11 protein-coding genes and 1 pseudogene are annotated in these 17,276 nt (G+C 67.4%); 3 read left to right on the forward strand and 9 right to left on the reverse strand.

The genetic code is table 11. The annotated features are described in order from the left end of the window. Nucleotides 1-34: 34 nt before the first annotated feature. The 4 genes from CKY51_RS14990 to CKY51_RS15005 all read right to left on the reverse strand — a co-directional run bounded on the left by CKY51_RS14990 (nt 35) and on the right by CKY51_RS15005 (nt 6,348). On the reverse strand, nt 35-2,140 hold the full coding sequence (locus CKY51_RS14990; protein WP_152249457.1) for a S9 family peptidase: 2,106 nt from the start codon (nt 2,138-2,140) through the stop codon (nt 35-37). 114 nt (nt 2,141-2,254) lie between these two features. Continuing rightward, on the reverse strand, nt 2,255-3,097 hold the full coding sequence (locus CKY51_RS14995) for a transporter (protein ID WP_031340977.1): 843 nt from the start codon (nt 3,095-3,097) through the stop codon (nt 2,255-2,257). 816 nt (nt 3,098-3,913) lie between these two features. Beyond that, entirely contained in the window at nt 3,914-5,884 is a 1,971-nt protein-coding gene (locus CKY51_RS15000; protein ID WP_022974544.1) for an OPT family oligopeptide transporter, read from the reverse strand. A 179-nt stretch (nt 5,885-6,063) separates the two neighbouring features. Further along, complete coding sequence (locus tag CKY51_RS15005; protein ID WP_152249458.1) at nt 6,064-6,348, reverse strand: hypothetical protein; 285 nt, start codon at nt 6,346-6,348, stop codon at nt 6,064-6,066. Nucleotides 6,349-6,444: 96 nt separating this feature from the next. On the opposite strand from CKY51_RS15005, the pseudogene CKY51_RS23030 reads away from it, so the two are divergent. The 3 genes and pseudogenes from CKY51_RS23030 (at nt 6,445) to CKY51_RS15015 (ending at nt 9,587) form a co-directional block, all read left to right on the forward strand. After that, nucleotides 6,445-8,189 (forward strand): annotated as a pseudogene (locus CKY51_RS23030) (pyrroloquinoline quinone-dependent dehydrogenase). Further along, complete coding sequence (locus tag CKY51_RS22745) at nt 8,179-8,493, forward strand: hypothetical protein (RefSeq protein WP_238319593.1); 315 nt, start codon at nt 8,179-8,181, stop codon at nt 8,491-8,493. The pseudogene CKY51_RS23030 and the gene CKY51_RS22745 overlap by 11 nt, the downstream one beginning before the upstream one ends. A gap of 248 nt (nt 8,494-8,741) precedes the next feature. After that, nucleotides 8,742-9,587, forward strand: a complete 846-nt coding sequence (locus CKY51_RS15015) for a trypsin-like serine protease (RefSeq protein WP_152249459.1) — start codon at nt 8,742-8,744, stop codon at nt 9,585-9,587. Between the two features lie 233 nt (nt 9,588-9,820). Here CKY51_RS15015 and CKY51_RS15020 read toward each other — a convergent pair whose 3' ends face one another. The 5 genes from CKY51_RS15020 to lexA form a co-directional block, all read right to left on the reverse strand. After that, nucleotides 9,821-10,639: an HDOD domain-containing protein gene (locus CKY51_RS15020; RefSeq protein WP_022974547.1), complete on the reverse strand. Its 819-nt coding sequence runs from the start codon at nt 10,637-10,639 to the stop codon at nt 9,821-9,823. A 463-nt stretch (nt 10,640-11,102) separates the two neighbouring features. Next, entirely contained in the window at nt 11,103-14,354 is a 3,252-nt protein-coding gene (locus CKY51_RS15025; protein ID WP_170292337.1) for an error-prone DNA polymerase, read from the reverse strand. Between the two features lie 166 nt (nt 14,355-14,520). Then, nucleotides 14,521-15,939, reverse strand: a complete 1,419-nt coding sequence (locus CKY51_RS15030) for a Y-family DNA polymerase (RefSeq protein ID WP_022974551.1) — start codon at nt 15,937-15,939, stop codon at nt 14,521-14,523. A gap of 9 nt (nt 15,940-15,948) precedes the next feature. Continuing rightward, nucleotides 15,949-16,602 carry a translesion DNA synthesis-associated protein ImuA gene (gene imuA, locus CKY51_RS15035; protein ID WP_022974552.1) on the reverse strand — a complete coding sequence of 218 codons (654 nt, stop codon included), beginning with the start codon at nt 16,600-16,602 and terminating at the stop codon, nt 15,949-15,951. Nucleotide 16,603: 1 nt separating this feature from the next. Beyond that, a complete protein-coding gene (lexA, locus tag CKY51_RS15040; protein ID WP_031340981.1) occupies nt 16,604-17,209 on the reverse strand; it encodes a transcriptional repressor LexA in 606 nt (201 codons plus the stop codon). Nucleotides 17,210-17,276 lie beyond the last annotated feature (67 nt).

Below are 17,276 nucleotides of genomic sequence, written 5' to 3' on the forward strand. Positions count from 1 at the left end.
CCTGGCGGCTGCGCAGTCGTTTTGTTAGCTGCTCCTACTGGCCGATATGCTGCTTCAACCAAGCATTGACGGTGTCGTGCCAGAGCACGCTGTTGTCCGGCTTCAGCACCCAGTGGTTCTCATCGGGGAAATACAGGAACTTGGACTCGATGCCCTTGCGCTGCAGCGCGGTGAACGCGGCCAGGCCCTGCTCGACCGGGATGCGGAAATCCAGCTGACCGTGGATGACCAGCATCGGCACCTTCCACTTGTCCACGTGAAGCACCGGGTTGAACTTCTCGTAGCCGGCCGGGTTCTGCCACGGCGTGCCGCCATTTTCCCACTCGCTGAACCAGAGTTCCTCTGTGGCATAGCCCATGGTGCGGTTGTCGAACACGCCGTCGTGGTCGACCAGGCACTTCCATGGTTGATTCCAGTTGCCTGCCATCCAGTAGACCATGTAGCCGCCATAGCTGGCGCCCAATGCACAGGCCTTGTCGCCATTGAGGAAGCCGTATTGCTTCTGCGCCGCGGCCCAGCCCTTCTGCAGATCTTCCAGCGGGCGGTCGCCCCAGTGCTGGCTGATCGCATCGGTGAACGCCTGGCCGTAACCGGTGGAGCCGTGGAAGTCGATCATCACCACCGCATAGCCCTGCCCGGCATAGGTCTGCGGATTCCAGCGGTTGCTCCAGCCATTGCCGAAGCTGCCCTGCGGACCGCCGTGGACGAGGAAGGCCACCGGATAGGTCTTGCCTTGCTGGTAGTTGTACGGCTTGACCACGTAGCCATAGACGGTGTCGTTGTTCCAGCCCTTGAACTGGAACTGCTCGTAGTCGCCGAACTGCACGTCCGGCAACAACTCGCCCGCGCTCTGCGTGATCGCGCGCAGGCCCTGGCCTTGCGCATCGCTGACGAACACCTGGTCGCCGCTCCTGAGCGAATTGCGGGTGAATGCCAGGGTGCCGCCGGCTTGCGTCGGTGCATGCACGCTGCCCTCGCCCACCAGCTTGGTCGCCGCGCCGGTGGCGATGTCGATCTTGAATAACGGATGCTCGCCCAGATCATCGGCGCTGGTGTACAGGCTGTTGCCGTCCTCGCTCAGCACGATCTCGCCGGCCGAGCGATCCCACGTGGGCGCGATCTCGCGGGTCTTGCCGCTGGCCACGTCCATCGCCATCAGGCCGAAGCGATCGGCCTCGAAACCCGGCCGCCGCATCGCGCGGTAGTACAGCGTCTTGCCGTCGGCGCTGAACACTGGGCCGGCATCCCATGCGGGATTGGAGGCGGTCAGGTTGACCGGTGCGGCCTTGCCGCTGGCATCCAGGCGATACAGGTCGAAGTTGGTCTGCCAGGGTTCGTCGTTGCCGGTCGGCGCCCCCTTGCCGGCAGCTGCCCCAAACGGCCGCGGCAGGCGAATGCTGGCCACCACGCTGGCGCCATCGGGCGACCAGGTGTAGTCGTCGTTGCCGCCGAACGGCTTGGACGGCGCATCGCCGTCCAGGGTGGCGCTGATGGCCGAGGCACCGACCACCGGCTTGGCACCGGCGGCAGGCAGGTCGGCGACGAACAAGGTGTTGCGACGGCCATCGTTCCAGGTGTCCCAATGCCGCACGAACAGTTGATCGAACACCACGCCGCTGGCCTTGGCATTCTTGGCCGCGGCCAGCTTGCTCTTGGTGCAGCCCAGATCCGAGCCGCAGGCCTGGAACACGCCGGCGCTGAAAGCCAGACGCTTGCCGTCCGGCGACAGCTTGTAGCTGTCCACGTCCACCGCGAAGGCGGTCAGCTGGCGCGGGGCGCCGCCAGCCAGCGGCTGCGCATACAGCTGCTGGCTACCGGACTTGCTGCTGAGGAAGTACACCGTGTTGCCATCGGGCGACAGCGCCGGGCTGTTGACGTTCCAACCGTCCGGGGTCAGCTGCCTGGGCGGCGCGGCATCGCGGGTGCGCAGGTTGCGCACCCACAGGCCGGTCGCCGGCTTGCCGTTGGCCGTCTTGGCCTGACGCTTGGCGAACACCAGCACGCTGCCGTCGGTGCTGAGCGTGGGGGACGACACGCGTTCCAACGCCACCATGTCGCGCACATCGAAGCCGCGCGCAGCGGCAAGCGATGGCAGGGCGGCCAGCAGGCACAGGGGCAGCGCAGCGTAACGAAGCTTCATCGGGTTCTCCGGCAACGGCAAAACGCCGATGGTAGGGGCTGCCGGCAACGCGGCGCAAAGGCATGAAGTCATGCCTGCCCTGCCGCAGTGCAGCGTACGCGGGCAGGCCTGCCGTCAGAACCGATGCGACAGCCCCAGATACAGCTGCACGTCTGGCGTGCGGTCGTTGAGGCCAACGTTGCTGCCCACGTCCAGCTGCAGCAGCGGATTGAGCAGATAGGTCACCGCCACGTCGGCCGAGGCCTGGGTGATGGTGCGGGCCGGATCGCGATTGACCGAGGACCACAGTTCCACCGCCATCGACAGCTTGGACGTCAGCGGACGCGACAGATTGACCAGACCGACGAAGGCCGCGTGCTTGCCGCTGCCATCGCTGTCGGCCAGCCAATCCACTTCCGGGCCGAAGGTCAGTGCAAAGCTGTCCGGCAACACCACCCCGATCGGCATGGCCAGCCCGCCCTCCCAAGTATCGTTACCCAGCCCGGTGCGCGCGGTGGGTGCCTTGACGAATGGCAGCAGCGCGACACTGGCGGTGTCGCTTTCGAACACGCGCGTCTTCATGCGCAAGTAGAGATCGCCGCCGCCGCTGAGGCTGGTGCGCGCGCCGGTTGCCCGATCGGTGGTCTTCAACTGCACCTGCGGCGACCAGTTGAGCTGCAGGTCGATGCGGTCGCTGACACCGTATTTGAGCGTGGGGTTGGTGAAGTACGACAGCTCGGTGCGCGTGGCCGGCTGGCTGTCGCGGGTGAAATTGCCGATATCGGTTTCCAGTTGCCACGCTCCCGCCGGCACCGTGCAGGTGAGATTGGCCTTGGTGGGACGGTCGGTACAGAGCGAGGCGGTGGAGGCGTCCTGCGCGTGCGCCGTGGACGCCAGGCTGCACAGCAGACCAGTGAGCACCAGGGCGAGCGATCCATGCAGGGCACGCGGGGCAATGCGGGATGAGGCAAGCGGCATTGGGATGGATTCCTTGACGATGCGCTGCGCCGCCAAACGGCAGGCGAGCATGCGATGAAGCGAAATGGCAGACACGCGATGCAATGGCATCAGGCGTGAGGGCGGAGGGAGTGCGATGCGTCCAGCACATGCGGCACCGCAGTGTGTCGGATCAGCGATCACCGCGCGCAAACGAAGCTGCGTTGCGGACGCACGGCGAAGGTGGACAGCGGACAGGGCTCCTGGCGCAGCAAGCTGCAGGAGGCGTCACCATAGAGACCAGCTCTATAAAATCGCTATGCATCCGCTTGGGGTGACGCGTAAATTCCGCGCAAAGTTGGCGGCGATCGGACGCGCCATCAGACGCAGGTCGCGTCAGGCGTGCGACGACATCGACAGCGCATGCACTCGCGGCTAGCCCCACTGCGATAGAAGCACGTGGGCATTCAAGCCGCCTGAGCCTGCAAAGACTGCCGTGCGCAAGCATTGTCAGCACGCATGCAGCGCACAGGGACGCGCCGATGGCCACCGGCCGCGATCCGCGCTGGCAGCCATGGAAGCGTGCGCTGGATCGCGATCGTGTGACCTCGGCAGCCATTGGCTGCGTTGCCTGCCGGCAGACGCATGCGCGCCGTGTCGACCACGACGCTGCCGTGGACTGTCGCCCAACGCAGGCGTGCATCCAGCGATCTCGCGTTGATCGGCTGCCGATCCCGCGCCGGCTGCGCCATGCGCGACCCTCAGGGACATGCACGGCGTGCAGCCTCCCGGGGAAGCCTGGCACTCGATGCATCAGGTGGCGGCCTTGCATCTGCAGGGCCGCACCCGTCCTGCGGCTCAGGCAGCGCGTTCGCCGCGCTTGCCGACGCGATAGAGCAGCCAGCCGACCAGCGCAAGAATGGCCAGCCCCACCCACTGATTGAGCTGCAGGCTGGCCGGGAGCGCCAGCACATCGGCACGGCTGGACAGCACGATCGGCACCGCAATGGCGATGCCCATCAATGCCTCGCCGGTGATCAAGCCGGCCGCGAACAACACGCCAGGACGATGCACGCGGTCGCGGCCTTCCTCATCGTCGGCACGGATCTTGTGGAAACGTTCCACCAGATGCGCCAGCAGCCCGCCCAGGAAGATCGGCACCATCAACTCCAGCGGCAGGTAGATGCCGATCGCCGCCGCCAATACCGGCACGCGGAAGCGCTTGCCGGCCTTCTTCAACCATTCGTCCAGCGCAATGATGGCCGCACCCACACCGGCACCGATGGCGATCATCGACCACGGCAACTGCCCGCCGAACAGGCCCTTGGCCACCGAGGCCATCAGCGTGGCCTGCGGGGCGCCCAGCGAGTTGGGGTGCTGTGGCGTGGCCGGGCCGATGCCATAGGCGCTCGCCAGCAGGTTCAACACCGGCGCCATGATCAGCGCGCAGGAGAACGCGCCAATGCCCAGCATCAGCTGCTGCTTCCACGGCGTGGCGCCGACCAGATAACCGGCCTTGAGATCCTGCAAGTTGTCGCCGCCCACCGCCGCCGCGCAACACACCACCGCGCCGATCATGATCGCCGCGACCGCGCCCAACGGTGCAGCGCTGATCCCCACCGGCACCAGCCCGCTCTTGCCGAGCAGCAGCACCAGCACCGCCGAGGCGAACAGGATGGTGGAGATGGTGATGCCCGACACCGGGTTGTTGGACGAGCCGATCAAGCCGGCCAGGTAGCCGGACACCGACACGAACAGGAAACCGGCAACGATCATGATGATGGTCATCGGGATCGACACGTGCCATTGCTGCACGATGGCCTGGTACAGGCCCAGCAGCGGTAGCGTGCACGCCACCAGCGCCACCAGCATCCACTTCATCGGCAGGTCGCGCTCGGTGTGCGCCACCACGCCGGCACTGCCCTTGCGGGCTGCGGCAAAGCCGCTCTTGACGCCGGACAGCAGCGACTTGCGCAACGAGAACAGCGTCCAGACACCGCCGATCAACATTGCACCGACGCCGAGGTAGCGGATCTTCGCGCCCCAGATGCCGAACGCCGCGTCGGCCGCCGACGCACCGACCAGACTTTGCGCCAGGTCCGGATCGCTGCCCATGAAGAACTGCTGGTACAGCGGGATGGCGATGTGCCAGGACAGGATCGACCCGGACAGCACCACGATGCCGACGTTCAAACCGACGATATAGCCCACGCCCAGCAACGCCGGCGACAGATTGGTACCCAGATAGGCGACCAGGCGGCTGCTGCCGACATAGCTGGCCTGCGCCCAGGTGTCGGGAATCAGCCGCAGGCCGCTGGCCGCGCCCAGCTTGACCAGCGCACCGATCGCGCCGGACAGCGCCAGGATCTTCAGGCCCGGGCCGGGATTCTCGCCGGCCTTGAGCACCTCGGCCGCCGCCTTGCCTTCGGGAAACGGCAGCGGGTCCTCGACGATCATCGAGCGCCGCAGCGGCACCGAGAACAGCACGCCCAGCAAGCCGCCCATGCCGGCGATGCCCAGCACCCACCAATATTTGAAGTCCGGCCAGTAGCCCATGATGACCAGCGCCGGGATGGTGAAGATCACTCCCGCGGCGATCGACGAACCGGCCGAGGCGCCGGTTTGGACGATGTTGTTTTCCAGGATGGTGCCGCCGCCCAGCAAGCGCAGCACGCCCATCGACACCACCGCCGCCGGAATCGCGGTGGCGATGGTCAGGCCGGCGAACAGGCCCAGATACGCATTGGCGGCCGAGAGCACCACCGCCAGCACGATGGCCAGCACGACGGCGCGGAAGGTGAGCTGGCGCGGCTGCGCGTCTTGGCTCATGGGGATCCCCTGTGGCAAAAAATCCCGACAACGCTAGCGCCTACGCCCAGGCACGTCCAGCTGCGGCGCGGCGTGACAGTGTGCCTGCTGTGGCGGGTGAGCTGGACCGCGGCAGCCATCATGCGTGGTCTTCGGAGCGCCCCATCGGGCGTTTGCGATGTCGCACCGCAGGTCGAACCTCAGGTCATGATCACGCAGCATGCGCTGCATCCGGCGATTTCCATCATGCCCCTCATGTGGCGGGCCAACCCGGCCAAGCGGATCGTCATTCTGATTTTCGGAAGCGTCTTGGTCAGCAGCGGCGTCGTGCCCAGCCACGTCTTGAGCGTGCCGAACACCTGCTCCACGGCCTGCTTTCGGGTCGCGCGAACAAGCCGCCATGCCGTCGTGGCGGCCTGACCGCCCCCGCATTCGTCACCGATTTCCCCGGTTTTTGGTCGCAGAAATCCGGCGAATGGTCCCATCGCGGTGGCGAAGAGTGAATGGCGGTGCCCAGACTGGCGCTCACCAAACCATTGGAACCGGATATGCGGGAATGGAGCACTGCGGTGACGGGGCTGATGCTGACACTGCTGGCGAGCGCCAGCGTGGCAGCCGAAGGGAACTGGGCGTACTACGGCGGCGCCCCCGGGGGCGGCCAGTATTCGCCATTGACCCAGATCACCCCGGACAACGTCGGCCGGCTCAAGGTCGCCTGGTCCTTCCACACGGGCGAACGGGGCGCCGGGCTGCCCGACCCGCAGCGGATGCGGTTCGAGGTCAATCCGTTGGTCATCGATGGGCGCATGTACCTCACCACCGGCACCAACATCGTGTTCGCCCTGGATGCGGCCACCGGGGCCAAGTTGTGGACCTTTGACCCCAAAGTGTCCCGCAACAAACGCTATAGCGACCCCGCCGCACGCGGGGTCAGCTACTGGCGCGACCCACAGGCGCCGACCGACGCCGTCTGCGCCGAGCGCATCGTGCTGGGCACCCTGGATGCGCGGTTGCTGGCGGTGGATGCGCGCGATGGCAAGCCCTGCGCCGCGTTCGGCCAGAACGGCAGCGTCGACCTGCGCCAGGGCATCTACATTCCGCAGCAGGAGGATTCGAACTGGAGCAACTATGCGGTGACGTCGCCACCAGTGATTGCTGGCGACGTGCTGGTCACCGGCAGCTCGATCGGTGACAACCGCGCCCACCACGAGGAACAGGGCGTGGTCCGCGGCTATGACGTGCGTAGCGGCCGCGAGCTGTGGCGCTGGGATCCGGTGCCGCGCCGACCGGACGATCCGCGCGCCAGCGGCTGGCAGGCCGACCAGGCTGCCACCGTCGGCGCGGCCAATGCCTGGCCCCCGCTGTCGGTGGACCCGGCGCTGGGCCTGGTCTAGGTGCCCGCCGGTTCGGCCAGCCCGGATTTCTACGGTGGCCAGCGCCTCGGCGACAACCGCGATGCCAATTCACTGGTGGCGCTGGACGTGAAAACCGGTCGCCGCATCTGGGCACAGCAGCTGATCCATCACGACCTGTGGGATTACGACCTGGCGTCGCAACCGGCGCTGGTCACGTTGCAGACCGCGCAGGGTCCACGCGATGCGGTGCTGCAGGCGACCAAGACCGGATTCCTGTTCGCCTTCGATCGGCGTACCGGCGTGCCGGTGTTCCCAATCAGCGAAGTACCGGTGCCGGCCTCCGACGTACCTGGCGAACAGGCCTCGCCCACCCAGCCCATGCCGGAGCCCGCGCTGCGCCTGGCCAAGATGGCCGCGCTGACTGCGGCCGATGCGTGGGGCCCGACGCCGAGCGAACGCAGCGCCTGCCAGGCATTGATTGGCGGCCTGCGTTCGGAAGGCATCTTCACCCCACCCAGCGTGCGCGGAACGATCGCCTCGCCCGGCTGGGCTGGCGGGGTGAACTGGGGCGGCATTGCGATCGATCCGCAGCGGCAGCTGGCGATCCTGCCGGTGATGGACCTGCCGATGCAGATGGCATTGATCCCGCGTGAGCGTTTCGACTGGAAGAACGAAAAGAACTTCCCGCGACAGGACTTCAACGGCATGGAGGCCCCCCCTATGGCTTGCGCCGCGGCGCGTTGCTCTCGCCCAATGGCACTCCCTGCGTGGCGCCGCCGTGGGGCAAGCTGGTGGCGGTGGACCTGCGAACGCGCAGCGTGGCCTGGGAGCGCCCGTTAGGCTCGTTGGAAGAGCGGCTGCCGTGGCTGCCCCTCAACGTCGGCATGCCACTGCTGGGCGGCGCGGTGACCACCGCCGGCGGGCTGACCTTCATTGCCGCTGCCGAAGATTTACGCCTGCGTGCGTTTTGAGACTGCGACTGGAACGCCGCGCTGGGATAGCAAGCTCCCCGCCGGCGGCAACGCGACACCGGCGGTGTATGCGGTGGCAGGCAGGCAATACGTCGCCATTGCCGCAGGCGGGCGCGAGGATTTCGGCAAACTTGGCGATACGGTCGTGGTGTACACGCTGGATGGCACTGGCGCAGACCCGGTGTTCCAACACGGCGTCGCGGTTCGCATGAGCGTGCTGGCGAGCGTCGGTGTGCTGTTGCTTGCGGCGCTGGTCAGCGTACCCGTGTGGTGGCTGCGCCGTCGGCGCGCCCGGCGCCGTTGATGCATGGGCCTGTCGGCGCTACGAAGCAATGCGCCGCGCCGCGATGTCTGTGCCTGACTGAGGAACGGCAGTGTCATACCAGGCAAACGCAAGAGCTTTTGAGTCGTCGTTTCCAGGCGTTCGTCGCATTCCACCTGGCTTCGTCAGATGCCGGTTTCCGGATTGAAGACTGCCCGCTATGTTGCGGAAGCATTCGCAGCATGTTGCGGACACCTCATCAGCTCAACGCATCTACGGAGTAACAGCACATGGGTCGATGGCTCTTTCTTGCCTTTCTCGGCATGTCGTTTGCGGCGCAAGGCGTGGTTATTCGTGGTGATGTCGACGATTCGAAGTATCGGATCGACGGCGCGGAATTTCCGGCGCTGGCCGACCTGCCTGGCGAAGGACATGGTGTTCTCATCGCGCCGAGATGGGTCGTCACCGCCGCTCACGCGGCTCCCATGCAAGGCATGGCTGCAGAAGTGACCGTCAATGGAAATGCCTACAAAATTGCGCGCGTTCTGGTCCATCCCGGCTACAGGCCGATGCCGGATGCGCTCGCGCAGGAGGCGCTGAAGTCCGGCGATCCTTCCAACATCCATGCCTTTCTGGCGAACTCGGACGACATCGCCTTGATCGAACTGCAATCGCCAGTGGAGCGGGTTGCACCCGTGATGCTGTATCGCGGGAATGACGAAGTCACCCAAGTCGCCATGCTGGTGGGAAAAGGGGCTATAGGTGACGGTGACCATGGGCAGCGTCCCGATGCTCCGCATCGTGGCGCGCTGAGGCGGGCCTACAACGCCATCACCGGAGCCAATGCCCGTTACCTGTGGTACCGATTCGATCCCCCGGGGCATGGCCTGCCGCTGGAAGGCATGCTGGGAAGCGGCGACAGCGGTGGCCCGGTGGTTGTGCAGGCACAGCGCAATTGGCAGCTGATCGGACTGGCATCCTGGATCTCAGCGGTTCCAGAGCACGCTCTGGAGGCTGGCTTCTATGGGCAGATGGCCTACAACGTCCGTATATCGCGATACGTCGCTTGGATCGATGAAGCAATGTGCGCGGCAGATAGCGCTTGCGCAGGGCCTCGCCCACGTCTTGACCACTGAGGCGGCCGGCAACGATCGCTCACACTGGCCGCGATTGGCCGCCAACAACCCCGCTGGCATGGAGATCACGACAGTCCACGCAGGCTACAGCGGCGTCAGCGCTTGCGGCACGGCCAACCGCATGACTGACAAACCTGCCGCCGCTCACATCGCCAGGCTGCGAGCAAACGATCCATGCCATCGGGAGAGTCCCCAACCCATTGCCCAGGCGATGGATTGGGGACCGCAGAGGCTCAGTGCAGCAGTTCGGCGAACGCGCGATCGGCCTCGATGACCTCCGGCAGCGCCGCGAACAGCACGTCCAGATCCACACCTTGCATCAGCGGCCCGCGTACGGACTCCTGCGCCGCGGCGGTGGCGCCGCCATGCGCGTGCAAGGCATCGGAAACCTGCACCGCCTGGGCGACCAGCAACGGCATCCGCGCGCCCGCCGGCGCGGCCGCAGGACGCACCTGGTAGGCAATGGCTTCCTGGATCACCGCAGGCAGCTGCCAGCGGCGTACCAGCTCGGCGCCGACTTCCGGATAGCCGAAGCCCAGTTGCAGGGTTTCTTCAGCCGCATGGCCAGCGGAGGTGGTTTCGTGGTTGATGCGGCTGGCGTATTCGGGCGCGCCGGACTGGATCAGCAGCTCGCCGATGTTGTGCATCATGCCGCAGGTATACGCAGTCTCCGCATCGACCCCATGTTGGCGCGCCAGCAGCCGGCAGATGCCGGCCACCTCGAAACTATGCCGCCAGAAGGCCTTGAGATCGAAGCCCTCGCCAGCGCGGAACGCGCCGGTCATCGCCGAAGCCAGCACCAGCGTGCGCAAGGTATTGAACCCCAGCCGCATGGCTGCGTCTTCCACGCTGGTGGAGTCGCGCAGGCCATGGAAGCGCGCCGAATTGGCCAGCCGCAGCACCTTGGCGGCGATCACCGGGTCGCGCTCGATGCTGTGCGCCAGCGTATCGATATTGGTGTTGGGATCGTCGAACTGACGGATCAGGTCCTGCGCCACCTTGGGCACGGTGGGCAAGGTGTGCAACTGCTCGAACAAATCCTCCAACTTCATGGTCGCCTCGTGGGTCAGGAGCGGGCCGGCATGGCCCTGGGGGGCGCTTATGATGCAACACAGACCGCTTGGCAGGCGATGCGGAAGCGTCGCGCCTGCGCCCGCTGCGACACGCCTGCCGGCTCCCGGGCGCTGGGCCAGCAGCGCAAAGCGAGCCCTACCACTGCTTGGCACGCTGAGGGGTGGCACTCGCGTGCTCCGGACATGGGTGGCGCAGGCATGGTGTTCGAACGCGAAAAGCACGTTCAAACCGTGGTTCAAGCGCGCCATGATCGCCGGGATGGGCGCGTGACACCGATGCATTTGTCATGTCCGACACAATCGAGGACCTCGACCAGCGCTGGGGTCTGCAAGCCGGCCGGCGACAGACCCGAGGTCACGGGACCACACGCGCCCGCAGCAACGGCTCCCGTCTCGGCCTCCGAAGCGCGCGACTCCAGCCCAACAGCCGCTATGCAATGCGCTAATGAAAGTCTCGCGACGGCAGCTGCATGTCGCCCAGCAGGCTGCTCAGGTCGTAGAGGTCGCCAGCAATGAGATGCTCGACGTCGTCCACCCGTTCCCAGCGTCCGCGCACGGCGAGCAGCCGCGACTCCAGCAGCGGACGGCGGCGGCGCAGGGCCAGGTGCGCCCAGACGATGACATTGATCATGCCGTGCTCGTCTTCGAGGGTGACGAAGATGGTGCCCTTGGCGGTGGCCGGACGCTGGCGCTGGGTGACCAGGCCGGCCACGTGCACGCCGCTGCCATGGCGACGGCCGCGCAGGTCGCGCAGGCCCAGGATGCGCCGTTGCGCCATCTGCGGGCGCAGCAGCGCCATCGGATGCTGGCGCAGGCTCAGCCCCACCGCGCGATAGTCGGCCAGGATCTCCTCGCCCGCATGCGGCGCAGGCAACTCCACCGTGCGCTCGGCCGGGCTGCCCGGCAGCAGCGGCCGCCGCGCTTCGATGCCCGCCACCGCCCAGCGCGCGGCATTGCGATTGCCGACCAGGCCTTGCAGGGCGCCGGCTTCAGCCAACGCCAGCCGTGCCTTCTCGTCGAGCGCGGCGCGCTGGCACAGGTCGGCGATATCGGCAAAGCGTCGCTGCGCGCGCGCGGCGACGATGCGCTCGGCCACCACCTGCGACAGGCCACTGATCTGCCGCATCCCCAGCCGGATGGCCGGCTGCTCGCCGGGATCGTCGGCGCTGCGCCAGGGGCGGCCGCCAACCAGGGTGTTGTCCCAGGCGCTGTGCAACACGTCCACCGGCAACACCTCCACCGGCTGGCGCTCCGGGCTGCCGCGACGTGCGTCCTGCACGATCTGACTGGGCGAATAGAAGCCCATCGGCTGTGCGTTGAGCAGACCGCAGGCGAAGGCGGCCGGCTCGTGGCGTTTGAGCCAACAGCTGGCATACACCAGCTTGGCGAACGAGGCCGCGTGGCTCTGCGGAAACCCGTAAGAACCGAAGCCCTTGATCTGCTCGAAGATCTGGTCGATGAAGGTGGAGGCATAGCCTTTTTTCTGCATCCGCTCGCGCACCCGTTCGCGATGCTGTTCCATGTCGCCACCCCGCCGCCAGGCGGCCATCGAGCGCCGCAGATGATCGGCCTCGCTTTCGCTGTATTCGGCCGCATGCATCAGCAGTTCCATCACCTGCTCCTGGAACAAGGGCACGCCCAGCGTCGGCTTGAGGATGTCTTCCACTTCGGCCGATGGATAGCTCACTTCCTCGCGGCCCTGCCGCCTGCGCAGATACGGGTGCACCATGTCGCCCTGGATCGGGCCGGGCCGCACGATCGCCACTTCCACCACCAGGTCGTAGAACTTTGCCGGCTTGAGCCGCGGCAGCATCGCCATCTGTGCGCGCGATTCGATCTGGAACACGCCCACTGTGTCGGCGCGCTGGATCATCTTGTAGGTGGCAGCGTCGTCGCCGGGCAGCGAGGCGATGGAGCAGTCGCGACCACGGTGCCCACGCACCAGCTCCAGCGTCTTGCGGATGCAGGTCAGCATGCCCAAGGCCAGGCAGTCGACCTTGAGCAGCTTCATGGTTTCCAGATCGTCCTTGTCCCACTGAATGATGGTGCGATCGGCCATCGCGGCGTTTTCCACCGGCACCAGTAGCGACAAGGGCGCGTCGGAAATGACGAAACCGCCGACATGCTGCGACAGATGGCGCGGATGATCGCGCAGATGCTCGGTCACCTGCAGGATCTTGTTGATCAACGGATTGGCCAGATCGAAGCCGGCCTCTTCGATGCGCTGCTCCATCGGCGTATCGCCATTGCCCCAGCCATAGCAGTTGGCCAGCAGCGCGATCTGGTCCGGCGGCAGGCCGAAGGCCTTGGCCACGTCGCGCACCGCGCTCTTGCCGCGGTAGCAGATCACCGTGGCCGCCAGCGCGGCACGCTCGCGGCCATACTTGCTGTAGACGTATTGCAACACTTCCTCGCGCCGTTCGTGCTCGAAATCGACGTCGATGTCGGGAGGCTCGTCGCGTTTCTCGGACAGGAAGCGTGCCATCAGCAACCGGGTCTCGTCGGGATTGACCGCGGTGATGCCCAGCGCGTAGCACACCGCCGAATTGGCCGAGGACCCCCGCCCCTGGCAGAGAATCCGCTGGGAGCGCGCAAACCGCACCACGTCGTGCACGGTCAGGAAGAACGCCTCGTACTGCTTGAGTGCGATCAGCGCGAGCTCCTTTTCGATATCCTGGCGCACCTTGGTCGAGACACCATTCGGCCAGCGTTCGCGGATGCCTGCCTCGGTGAGCTGGCGCAGATAGCTGGTGGGCGTATGGCCGTCGGGCACCAGTTCTTTGGGATAGCGGTAGCTGATCTTGGACAGGTCGAAGCAGCAGCGTCGTGCCAACGCCACCGTCGCCTCCAGCAGCGCCTGCGGATAGATATTGCCCAACGCCCGCCGCGTGCGCAGATGCCGCTCGCCATTGCGGAACAGATGCGCACCGCACTCGGCCAGCGGCAGGCCATGACGGATGGCGGTCAAGGTGTCCTGCACCACCCGCTCGCGGCGCTCGGCCATGTGCACGTCGCCGCTGGCCAGCGCAGTGAGCCCCAGCTGCCGCGCCAGCGTCTGCAGTTGCTGCAGGCGGGCGGCATCGTCCTGTTCGCGGTGCAGTTCCACCGCCAGGAAGGCGCGCTCGCCGAAGACGCTGCGCAACCAGGCACCCTGCTCGGCCAGCGGCACGGCACCGGGCAGCCACAACGCGAACACGCCGTCCGGGTCGGCACCGAACAGCGCCTGCACCTGCGTCCGTTCCAGGCGATAACTGCCCTTGCCGGCCGCGCGCCGGGCGTTGGTGATCAGTTCGCACAAGCGCGGATAGCCATGGGCGTTTTCCACCAGCAGCACGAAGCGTGTGCCATCGACCAGCGCAAACTCGCTGCCGACGATCAGCCGCACACCGGTGGCGCGCGATGCTTCCAGGCCGCGCACGATGCCGGCCAGCGAGCATTCGTCGGTGATCGCCAGCGCGCTGTAGCCGCAGTGCTGGGCGCGGGCGAACAACTGCTCGGCGCTGGACGCCCCGCGCAGGAATGCGAAGTCCGACAGGCAATGCAGCTCGGCATACGCCGGCAGGCCATCGTCGGCACCGGCGTGGACGATGTCGTCGTTGGCTGCGCGCAGGCGCGCTGCCACGTTCCAGGCACGCGGCATGCGTCCGCCGGGAGTGTCGCGATCCACCCCGTCGATGGCGTCGTCCCAGCTCATCTGCCGTCTCTGCCGTCGTGCAGACGACCCAGCGCGATCGCTGCGCCGATGCGCGCTGCGTGCAGCTCCAGGCGTGGCGTCGGCGCAGGGCTCGCCCGCTGGCAGCTGGCCGTGCCCACGCCAGCCGCCGCTGCACGGGACCGCACCAGATCCGCTGCGCTGATGTTCATGCGAACCACCCATGCAGCATCCAGCCATCGCGCTGCCCCGGGGCGACGAAGGCCCAACCGCGCCGACCACGCCCGGTCTCGACCACGTAATAGTCGCGGCGTGCCTCGGCGTCGTCCCACCAGCCGCTTTCCAGCCGCTCCGGCCCGGACAGCACGCGCAGCTGCGGATCGTGCAAGGGCACCGGCTGCGGCAGCAACCAGGTCGGACGCGGCGCGCGCGCGGGCGCGCGGACCTCGCGCAACGCATCGCCGATGGCGCACTGCCAGGCGCGTTCGGGCCGCGGGTCGTCGGCCGGCAGCACCCGGTAGACCGCGGCATCGCCCAAGCGTGCCCGCAGGCGCTCGCGCAGCTGCGGCCAATCCACCGCCTGCTGTGCGCGTTGATCGAACAGATCGCGCATGGCCGGCACGAATGGCGGCAGGCGCGTGGCCAGCAGACGCATGGCCACCACCGGCCGCGGAATCTCCAACCGCTCCAGCCGGTTGCGCGCCAGTTCGAACAGCAAGGCCGGTGCGCGCTCGGGCGTCAGCAGGCCGACCTCGACATTGGTGGCGCCTTCTTCATGCTCCAGCCGCAGCACGAAGCGCTGCACGCCACCATCGCGGATGGACAGATAAGTGCACAGGTCGCCGATCAAGCGCCGCAGCGGGAACAGCAGTGCCGGATGCGCCTCCACCTCGTAGCCCAGCTCCACCCGTTGGTCAAAGTGGTCCGGCGGCGCGTAGCACTCCAGCGGATCGTCGGCCTGGCCGTACAGGCGATCCAGGTGTTCCAGCAGCGCTGCGCCGAATCGCCGCCGCACCCCATCGCGCGGCAGCGCGCGCACCGCTGCCAAGGTACGCACGCCCATGTGCTGCAGGCGTTGCCCAGCGTCGTCGGGAAGTGCGGCGCGGCGCACCGGCACCTTGTCCAGCACCTGCGACAACGCGGCCGACTCGGTCACCGCCATGCCATCGCGCAGCCCGGCCAGCACGCGCGCGGCGCGGGGAGTCGGTGCCAGCGCGAGCCGGTGCTGGAATCCCTGCGCCTGCAGCTCCTCGCGCAGGCGGCGCTCGAAGCGCGGCCAGGGACCGAACAAGCGGAAACTGGCCCCGGCCTCCAGCACGATGGCGCGCGGCCATTGCCGACTCACCAGCGAACTATGCCGGTAGGCCCATGCCGCCAGGAAACGCTGCTGGCGCGCCTCGTCCTGCGGGTCGTAGTCGTGCATGCGCAGGTGCGCCAGCAAGGCCTGCGCTGCCGACAGCCGCATCCCCGGCTTCAAACCGGCCGCTGCAGCCGCAGCATTGACCGCATGCAGGCTGCGCAGTTGCGCCGGCCCTTCCACCAGCGCCAGCGGCGGCGCCGGGTCGTCCAGCCGCCGCAGGACAGCGTCCAGCGCCAGTTGCGGCAGCAATATGCAGGCCCACAGCATGCGCGCGCCTCAATGCGCCAGTTGCAGCGGCTGCGCCGGCAACTGGCCACCGCGGCACTTGCGCACCTGCCAGGCCGCGCGCTCGGGCAGAAACTCCAGCCGCAACGCCGCCGGCGATGCATTGACCGCATGCCGGCGATCGCGCAGCGCGAACGCGCAGCAATTGCCGCTGTCGGCGGCCACCTGCAACCGCCGCAGCGCACGCGCATCGCCCGTCTGCGGCCACCCCAGCACCGCCGCGCAGGCGCCGCTGCGCAGGCATTGTTCGAACGCCCACAAGGCATCGCGCGGGTCGGCCTGGACCACTTCCAGTTGCGCCAGCACCACCCCACCCGCCTGCCAGGCCGGAGCGTAGGGAATGAAGGGCGGCGCGACCAGCACCACCCGGCTGCCAGCGGCCGTCATGCGCGCCAGCGTGGGCAGCAGCAGCGCCAGCTCGCCCACGCCATGGGCAGGCAGCAGCAATTCGGTCAGCGCCCGCCGCGGCCAGCCGCCATCGGGCAACACCGCGTCCAGCGCGGCATGCCCGCTGGGTTCGCCGCCATTGGCCGTGGCGGTGCCATGGCCAGCGCGCCAGACCGTGCGTGCCGCCAGCAAGGCATCCAGCGGCAAAGCCAGCGCTGCGCCCCCTGCCTGTGCACCGTGGGCCGGTTCGGCTGCCATCTCAGCCCTGCCGGATCAGGCCGCAGTAGAGCCCTTCGATCGCGAAGTCGGCATCGGCCGCCACCACGATCGGCGCGTGCGCGCGATTGCGCGGCAGCAGCCGGATGCGTTCGGCACCGCGCTCCAACCGTTTGATGGTGATTTCGCCATCCACCCGTGCCACCACGATCTGGCCATCGCGCGCTTCGTTGCTGCGATGCACGCCGACCAGGTCGCCATCCAGGATGCCGTCGTCGATCATCGAGTCGCCCTGCACCTGCAGCAGGTAGTCCGGGCGCAGCGCGAACAGGCCACGGTCCAGCCACAGCTGGCGGTCCAGGCCGATGTCCGCCCCGATCGGCAGGCCCGCCGCGACCCGGCCCAGCACCGGCAAGGCCAGCAAGGCATCGGGGGTGGGACTGCCCGGCACCCGGATGCCACGTTTCTGATTGGGCAGCAGCTCGATCAAGCCGGCGTCGGCCAGCGCCTGCACATGCTTTTGCGCCGCATTGCGCGAAGCAAACCCGAAGGCCTGCGCAATCTCAGCCAGGCTGGGCGCCACGCCGACGCGAGCGCGCTCCTGCAGATAGGCCAGCACCGCGGCGCGTTGGGGAGACAGAAGGGGCATGGGCGGACTGGACCGGCGTGACAAGGTGTACATTTGTACACCGATCGGTCGCAGCAAGCGAGATCGG

It is taken from the genome of Xanthomonas maliensis, from assembly GCF_009192945.1.
Taxonomy (GTDB): Bacteria; Pseudomonadota; Gammaproteobacteria; order Xanthomonadales; family Xanthomonadaceae; genus Xanthomonas; species Xanthomonas maliensis.

Excerpts from the sequence above, each read along its gene's own strand:
- lexA (WP_031340981.1), bottom strand. The coding sequence starts at position 17,209 with ATGCCCCTTCTGTCTCCCCAACGCGCCGCGGTGCTGGCCTATCTGCAG.
- imuA (WP_022974552.1), bottom strand. The coding sequence starts at position 16,602 with ATGGCAGCCGAACCGGCCCACGGTGCACAGGCAGGGGGCGCAGCGCTG.
- CKY51_RS15015 (WP_152249459.1), top strand. The coding sequence starts at position 8,742 with ATGGGTCGATGGCTCTTTCTTGCCTTTCTCGGCATGTCGTTTGCGGCG.
- CKY51_RS15030 (WP_022974551.1), bottom strand. The coding sequence starts at position 15,939 with ATGCTGTGGGCCTGCATATTGCTGCCGCAACTGGCGCTGGACGCTGTC.
- CKY51_RS15020 (WP_022974547.1), bottom strand. The coding sequence starts at position 10,639 with ATGAAGTTGGAGGATTTGTTCGAGCAGTTGCACACCTTGCCCACCGTG.
- CKY51_RS14995 (WP_031340977.1), bottom strand. The coding sequence starts at position 3,097 with ATGCCGCTTGCCTCATCCCGCATTGCCCCGCGTGCCCTGCATGGATCG.
- CKY51_RS15025 (WP_170292337.1), bottom strand. The coding sequence starts at position 14,354 with ATGAGCTGGGACGACGCCATCGACGGGGTGGATCGCGACACTCCCGGC.
- CKY51_RS15005 (WP_152249458.1), bottom strand. The coding sequence starts at position 6,348 with ATGGGACCATTCGCCGGATTTCTGCGACCAAAAACCGGGGAAATCGGT.
- CKY51_RS15000 (WP_022974544.1), bottom strand. The coding sequence starts at position 5,884 with ATGAGCCAAGACGCGCAGCCGCGCCAGCTCACCTTCCGCGCCGTCGTG.
- CKY51_RS14990 (WP_152249457.1), bottom strand. The coding sequence starts at position 2,140 with ATGAAGCTTCGTTACGCTGCGCTGCCCCTGTGCCTGCTGGCCGCCCTG.